The sequence below is a fragment of the Bradyrhizobium sp. LeoA1Lang genome (genome assembly GCF_055413685.1).
Window position 1 is genome coordinate 22,963 of the sequence record NZ_JBVAPG010000107.1, and the last position, 6,111, is coordinate 29,073.

Sequence of the window (6,111 nt, forward strand, 5' to 3'; positions counted from 1 at the left end):
GCGAGCCGCGTCTTACCACCAGCGCGGTTGCATCGGTTGATAGTTTTGGCCGGCGCGCGGACGCGGATTGCTAGGTTGGGAGTTCCAATTGGGCTGGAAAAAGAAGCCGAAGCCGTTGTTGTTGCCCCAGTCGTTGCCGCTCGCAACCGGGACATCGACGACCGTAGGCCGGCGCATCTTGAAGCCGCCCTGGGGCTGGTTGTTCAGCACCGCGACGAACTCGGTGCGATAGTTGGTCTCGCGGCTCAGCGGTTCATCCGAGACGACGATCGAGGATCGCGGCAATGCAGTCGGCGCGATGCGATCGAGCACATCCTGCGGGATGGTGATGCGGTCAAGCGCGTTGTTGGCGTCGTCCCCGTTGTCGATCGTAACCGCGGTCCAGCGCAGGCCCGCGTCGTTGCGCGCCATCGCCGTGAACACATGCGTGCCGATCTGCTTATCGGGATCGCGGATCGTGACCGGAACCTCAATGGTCGCATCGAACACCTCGCCTCCGTCCGGCCACTGCTTGTGAGTGTTGCGCCGCACGTAAAGCTTCTGCGTCGCACGGCTGATGTAGACCGAGACCGGCTCGAGCGCGAGCTTCGCCTCGCTCGCCGCCTTGGCGGTGTCGACCTTCCTGGTCTGGGCCGCTTTGGCGGCGTCCTTTGCAGCGGCGACGGCGGCAAGCTTCGACTTCGCGTCGGCCTTGGCGGTGTCGAGCTGCGTCCCCGCTTCCGTGGCCCTCAGGGCGGCCTTCTCCTTCTGCTCCTCGGCCCGCGCCTTGGCCTCGTCCGTCTTTGCGGCGGCAAGCGTCTTGTCGGCGGACGCGAGCTCGGCATCGGCGCGGGTCTTGAGCCCCTCCAGCTTGCGCAGCGACGCCGTAAGCGATGCTGTCTCGCGCGCCGCTGTCGCGGCGGCTTTCTTCGCCTCGTCGGCTGCCTTGGCGGCCTCGTCCGCCTCGCGGGCGAGCGTCTCGGCACGCGCCGGAGCAGCCGCGACGGCCTCCGCGTTCGGCACGAATAGCACCGGGTGGGAAAACTCGACGGGGGTCGCGTCGTTCGGCGAGATGATCACCCGCATACCGATCCGCGTCTTGTCGAACAAATTCTCCGCGAGGTCGTAGGGCATCCGCACGCAGCCGTGCGAGGCCGCATACCCGGGCAGCGGGCCGCCGTGCAGCGCGATGCCGTTCCAGGTGATGCGCTGCATGTTCGGCATCCAGGCATCGTCATAAAGGGTCGAGTGGTGGTCCTTGTCCTTCTCGATGACGGCGAAGATGCCGGCAGGCGTCTCGCGTCCCTTGGTGCCGGTCGACACCGGCGCGCGCAGGATCCAGCCCTCGGAGTCATAGAAAGTGACCTGCTGGGTCTTGATCGACACGATCGCCATGATCGGCTCGCCTGCATCGCGCGGCGCCGTCGCCTCGGTGGGCGGCGCAGGGCGCGCCTGTCTCGCCGCGGCGTCGGCGGTCAGCGCCGCCAGTGCGGCCAGCGCCGCGAACGTCACAATGGCGGGCCTCCCCCAACGCCGCGTCTCCACGGTGGATTGCGCCGTGATGAACCGATTTACCATGCCATGTCCCGGTTGAAATGCCTGTCCGCGTCCATCCAGATCAGCGACCAGTCTATTTGACTCACCCCGATACGGCTAGACCGTCTCGATGTCGGCTCCTGACGCGGAACCGAAGTTACGCGCTGCGCCAGGATGTGATGATGTCCCTGGACCGCGACAAGTTCGTGGCGTCGCGTCTACGCCACAGACCGCATCCAGGCTGCAAACGCCTCGATGCTGGCTTGCCGCGGATGGTCGGGGACGTGAACGACATAGAAGCCGTAGCCCGGCAGCGCCAGATCGTGCGCCTTTACCAGCGCGCCGCTTTCGATCTCATGGCTCACCACGACGTCGCTGCAGATCGCGATCCCCTGCCCGGCCGCGACCGCATCGATGGCGTGGATCTCCTCGCGGAAGCTCAGGTCCCAATGTTCGGTTGCAGCAGGAATATCCGGGTCCACGGAGCGTGCGACGGCGAGCCATCGCGACCAGCTCGGCGGCTCGCGATCCCCGTTCAGCCAGTCGTAATGGATCAGCGGATAGTGCAGGAGGTCGGCGGCGCGCGTGATCGCCGGTCCGCCTTCGCTCAATAGCGCCGGGCTGCAGACCGGGAAGAAGCTGTCCCGGAAGATTTCCCGCGCGACCAGATCGGTCGGCATCGTCCGGGCGTAGCGGATCGCGAGATCGGCATCTCCTGCGCGCAAATTGAGCACGGCGTCGGTGCCGATGATCTCCAGCCGGATCTGCGGGTACAGTTTGCGCCATCGCGGCAGGCGCGGCACCAGCCAGCGGCTCGCAAACGCATTCGGACTGGTCACGCGCAACGTCGTCTTGATGGTCTTTGCCGACACCGCGGTGACGACGGACGCGAATGTATCAAAGCCGTTCCGGATCACCGGAAACAGCCGCTCGCCCGCATCGGTCAGCGCCAGCGGTCGCGGGCGCCGGCGAAACAGCGGCCGTCCACATATCTCCTCGAGAATCCTGACCTGATGGCTGATGGCAGTCGGCGTGACGCCGAGCTCCGCCGCCGCTTCCCTGAAGCTCAGGCGTCTGGCAGCGGCCTCGAAGGCGCGAAGGGATCCCAGCGGCGGGAGCTTTCTCATGCCGGCAGTCTAGATGAATCCAATTCATCCAGCGACTGAGATATTCGACTTTGCCGCGACAAAAGCGCCGTGAGACCATTGCGGCCGCCGGTTCAGCAGCATCGGACCCAACATGCGGATCGATCATTCTCCTGTCGTCGCGCGCTATCTGGAGGCCATTGCGGGGCTTGCTCCGCTGGTCGCGGAGTTGCGCGAGCAGTTCGATCGCGACCGCCGGCTCCCTCCGGCGATGTTCGCGGCACTCGCTTCCGCCGGCCTGTTCCGGCTGTGGCTTCCCAAGGCGTTGGGCGGGCCGGAATTGTCGCCGCTCGAATTCATGGCAGTGGTCGAGCAGGTCGCAGCACTCGATGGCTCGCTCGGCTGGATCGTCGGCAATGGTGCGGGCATGAGCCGGATCGGCGGCTATGTCCCCGAGCCGGTTGCGCGCCGCTGGTTTTCCGATCCTGGGGCCTTCATCGCGAGCGCGACGGGCGCCATCGGCGAAGCGCTCCCGTCAGACGGCGGCTACTGCGTCTCCGGACGCTGGCCGTTCGGCAGCGGCGCCCACGGGGCAACGCTGTTCATGGGCCTTGCGGCCGACAAGACGAATGGCGAAAGCCGGCTCTTGTGTTGCTACATGGACCGCGAGGCTGTCGAACTTGACGACACCTGGCAGGTGTCGGGTCTCCGTGGCACCGGAAGCTGTCACTTCCAGGCGCGCGATGTATTCGTGCCTGCCGCGCACACGCACAGCTTCCTGGAGCCGAGCCCGTCGCAGCCCGGCCTCATGTTCCGCCTGCCGCCCGCTACCCTGTTTCCCTGGACAATAGCGGCCGTGCCGCTTGGCATCGCCCGCGGCGCCATCGAGACCTTCGTCACCCTGGCCGAAACCAGGTCCCGGAGCGGTAACTCGGCCGTGCTTCGCGACCGTGAAACGGTGCAGGCCGACGTCGGGCGGGCGGAAGCGCTGTACAGGTCGGCGCGTGCCTTCCTCGCCGATGCGATGACGGACCTCATGGCGGACGCCGAGCGTGGCGAACCGACGACGAATGCACGCGCCGCCTATCGCGCGGCATGCGCGAATGCTGCGGAGAGCGCATCGCGGATCGTCCATCTGCTCGCGGCGGACGCGGGCGCGATCTCGATCTTCGAATCCTGCCCGCTGGAGCGGGCGCTCCGCGATATCCAGGCAGCAAGCCAGCACGTGGCGATGAGCCCGAACAATTACGTCATCGCCGGCCGCATCCGCCTCGGCCTCGATCCCGGCACGGCGAGACTTTGAGACGTCGGCGAAGCCCTCGGTGCAACTGAGAACAAGGAGCTTCACGCCGGCTCCAAGACGTCCTCTCGCGCGGCCACATGCTGTTCAGCCGGCGCAAGGAAACTGGCAAAGACGTAGCCGTCGAAAAGACCGTCCGCCTCGAGATCCACGCGTACCCAGGACGGATCGTGGCTGTCAACTTCGATCACGTTCAACTCGGTGCCGGCCGGAAGCGTCTTGTCGGAATCAAAATTCGTTCCTGGCCCGCCTCGCAATTTGAGACCACCGCGCGCGATCACCACATAGCGTCCGGTCGCAACCGCTCGGCCGGCATCGACGGTGCGGGACAATTTCAGGTACTCAAAAATCCACTCGCCGTAATACTTCCCGTCGCTAAGGTGTCCCTGCTTCAGCCGTTTGGCAGGGTCGTACCTGCCGGTATTGTAGACGATCGCGACCATCGCGAATTCAAGGTCGGTGAGGCTCGTCCTGGACTCGAAGCCATGGCGGGGCGGTGGCGGACTTGACAGCATTCGCGTCACCTCCCAGTCCGTCTGAATTTCAAAGGCGCGGGCAGCGTCGGTGCATGTTGGCCGGAGCAACAACCGATCAGTTTTCAGGGGGTAACGAGGGATCGTTTCGATGGTCAGCTTCGCAAAGCTCCAGTATTGACCGTTTCAACACAATACAGGCAGCGGGCGCGTCCTCGGGTACAGCATCTCGTATTTGCATTCGGCAATTTTGACATTGAACCACCCGGACAATAGGCGAGCACACTGCTATGTCGCCTATTTGCTCCTATCCGACCAACGCGACACTCGACCCAGCGTCGGCTGCAAAGTGTGGGTCGGACGTGATCAGACGCAACCAATCGCCGCAAATGACCCACGGAGTTCGAAGGAGATTAGCAACCTTCGCTACGACAGGCCGTTATGTTGGCATCACCGGCAAAAACCACGGGGCTCCGTAGGCGCCCGGTGGCTGAGAGCCCGATTGCGCTCCCGCCTGCACAATATGGAGGAGGGCATGATCAAGCGTCGTCGCTTCAGGAACACCACTTTGGAAGAAGTGCTCGCGGACCAGGCACAGCGTCTGGCGAGGGAGGCCCAGGGCATCCCGCCCGGCTACAAGAGGCAGCGACTCGTTCGCAAAGCTCGGCAAGCCGAAACAGCTTCTCACATGATTGATTGGATAATGTCGCCCGGACTGCAGCCGCTGAAGTAAGAAGGCCGCCTCAGCAGGCGGCCTCTTTCATTTCGAATGTCATCTGTTGGCCCTTCTCAGACGGGGTCCGCTTTGCGCCAAGGGCTGCCGCTACACGCGCGCCGCGCCTAACCCAATTCCGAAAAAGAGGTAAAATGCCCCAGGGTTACATCCGAGGAGCAACAACATGACCCTACAAATCCGCGAGGTAGTTCCGACCAGGATCGACTGGTGTGTCTCCGCTATCATACGCAACACGATGCCGCCCCGAGATCCCGATGACGACGAAGAGGACGCGGACGACGACCAAGATGACGAAGAGAACGGAACCGACGAAGCGCCGGTCGTGCGCGAGCCAGACGAAGACTAAGCAGGATGCTTTAGGATTGGCATAGCCTGAACTTCGGAGAACATGATCCGCAACCCATGTGCGGCGCGCTGCCTCGGCTTTCAGGGCTCTTCTAATCCCGAGTGCACCGACCAACATCAAACGGACGACGGTTCTCGGCGGAGCGACCTCTCGGCATTCACTGGTGCAGGAGACGAGCATGACCCTCATATGGCTTGGTGTGCTCTTTGTTTTCGGCGGCGTGCTCCAGATGGTCTTTCAGCCAATCTGGCGAGGCCGATTAAGCGGCGGAAGGCTGCTTCGCTCCGGGCGTGACACACTGGAACCAGAAAGACCGGGTAGCGGCTTCGAAATCAAAGCAAATTGGCCTGGACTTGTGCTGGTCGCGCTCGGCGGTGCTTTCTTGCTGGCCGGAGCTGTCATCTGAGTTGAAACGAACCTCGTTAACGTCTCGGGCATGGCGCGCACCTCAGTGCTGCAGCCATGTCTCTTCTTGGACCCGGAGCGGACACGAGAAGGGATTTCGTCTGTCACGCTGGGGATTCCGGCTTGAGCTATGGCGGAATCTGGGTGATGACGGCCTGAGAAGGGCGGCGTATCGAGGCGGGTAACCAGCCAGCCAGAACCTCACATGGGATGGTTCGTGTCAAGGCCATCAATCGCAATGCATCAGCAGT

6 protein-coding genes and 1 pseudogene are annotated in these 6,111 nt (G+C 63.8%); 4 read left to right on the forward strand and 3 right to left on the reverse strand.

Annotated elements, in window-relative coordinates; translation table 11 throughout:
* Positions 1 to 12: 12 nt before the first annotated feature.
* A complete protein-coding gene (locus tag ACZYOF_RS29300; RefSeq protein ID WP_463717966.1) occupies positions 13 to 1,557 on the reverse strand; it encodes a L,D-transpeptidase family protein in 1,545 nt (514 codons plus the stop codon).
* A gap of 176 nt (positions 1,558 to 1,733) precedes the next feature.
* The gene (locus ACZYOF_RS29305) at positions 1,734 to 2,642 is read right to left on the reverse strand and encodes a LysR substrate-binding domain-containing protein (RefSeq protein WP_463717967.1); all 909 of its coding nucleotides are present in this window, start codon (positions 2,640 to 2,642) and stop codon (positions 1,734 to 1,736) included.
* 112 nt (positions 2,643 to 2,754) lie between these two features.
* On the opposite strand from ACZYOF_RS29305, the gene ACZYOF_RS29310 reads away from it, so the two are divergent.
* Positions 2,755 to 3,903 carry an acyl-CoA dehydrogenase family protein gene (locus ACZYOF_RS29310; RefSeq protein WP_463717968.1) on the forward strand — a complete coding sequence of 383 codons (1,149 nt, stop codon included), beginning with the start codon at positions 2,755 to 2,757 and terminating at the stop codon, positions 3,901 to 3,903.
* A gap of 41 nt (positions 3,904 to 3,944) precedes the next feature.
* Here ACZYOF_RS29310 and ACZYOF_RS29315 read toward each other — a convergent pair.
* Positions 3,945 to 4,382 (reverse strand): annotated as a pseudogene (locus tag ACZYOF_RS29315) (SH3 domain-containing protein); the annotation flags it as partial.
* A gap of 526 nt (positions 4,383 to 4,908) precedes the next feature.
* Here ACZYOF_RS29315 and ACZYOF_RS29320 point away from each other — a divergent pair.
* The 3 genes from ACZYOF_RS29320 to ACZYOF_RS29330 all read left to right on the forward strand — a co-directional run bounded on the left by ACZYOF_RS29320 (position 4,909) and on the right by ACZYOF_RS29330 (position 5,861).
* Positions 4,909 to 5,106, forward strand: a complete 198-nt coding sequence (locus ACZYOF_RS29320) for a hypothetical protein (RefSeq protein ID WP_130582225.1) — start codon at positions 4,909 to 4,911, stop codon at positions 5,104 to 5,106.
* 166 nt (positions 5,107 to 5,272) lie between these two features.
* Positions 5,273 to 5,455: a hypothetical protein gene (locus ACZYOF_RS29325; RefSeq protein WP_130582223.1), complete on the forward strand. Its 183-nt coding sequence runs from the start codon at positions 5,273 to 5,275 to the stop codon at positions 5,453 to 5,455.
* 178 nt (positions 5,456 to 5,633) lie between these two features.
* A complete protein-coding gene (locus ACZYOF_RS29330; protein ID WP_130582222.1) occupies positions 5,634 to 5,861 on the forward strand; it encodes a hypothetical protein in 228 nt (75 codons plus the stop codon).
* Positions 5,862 to 6,111 lie beyond the last annotated feature (250 nt).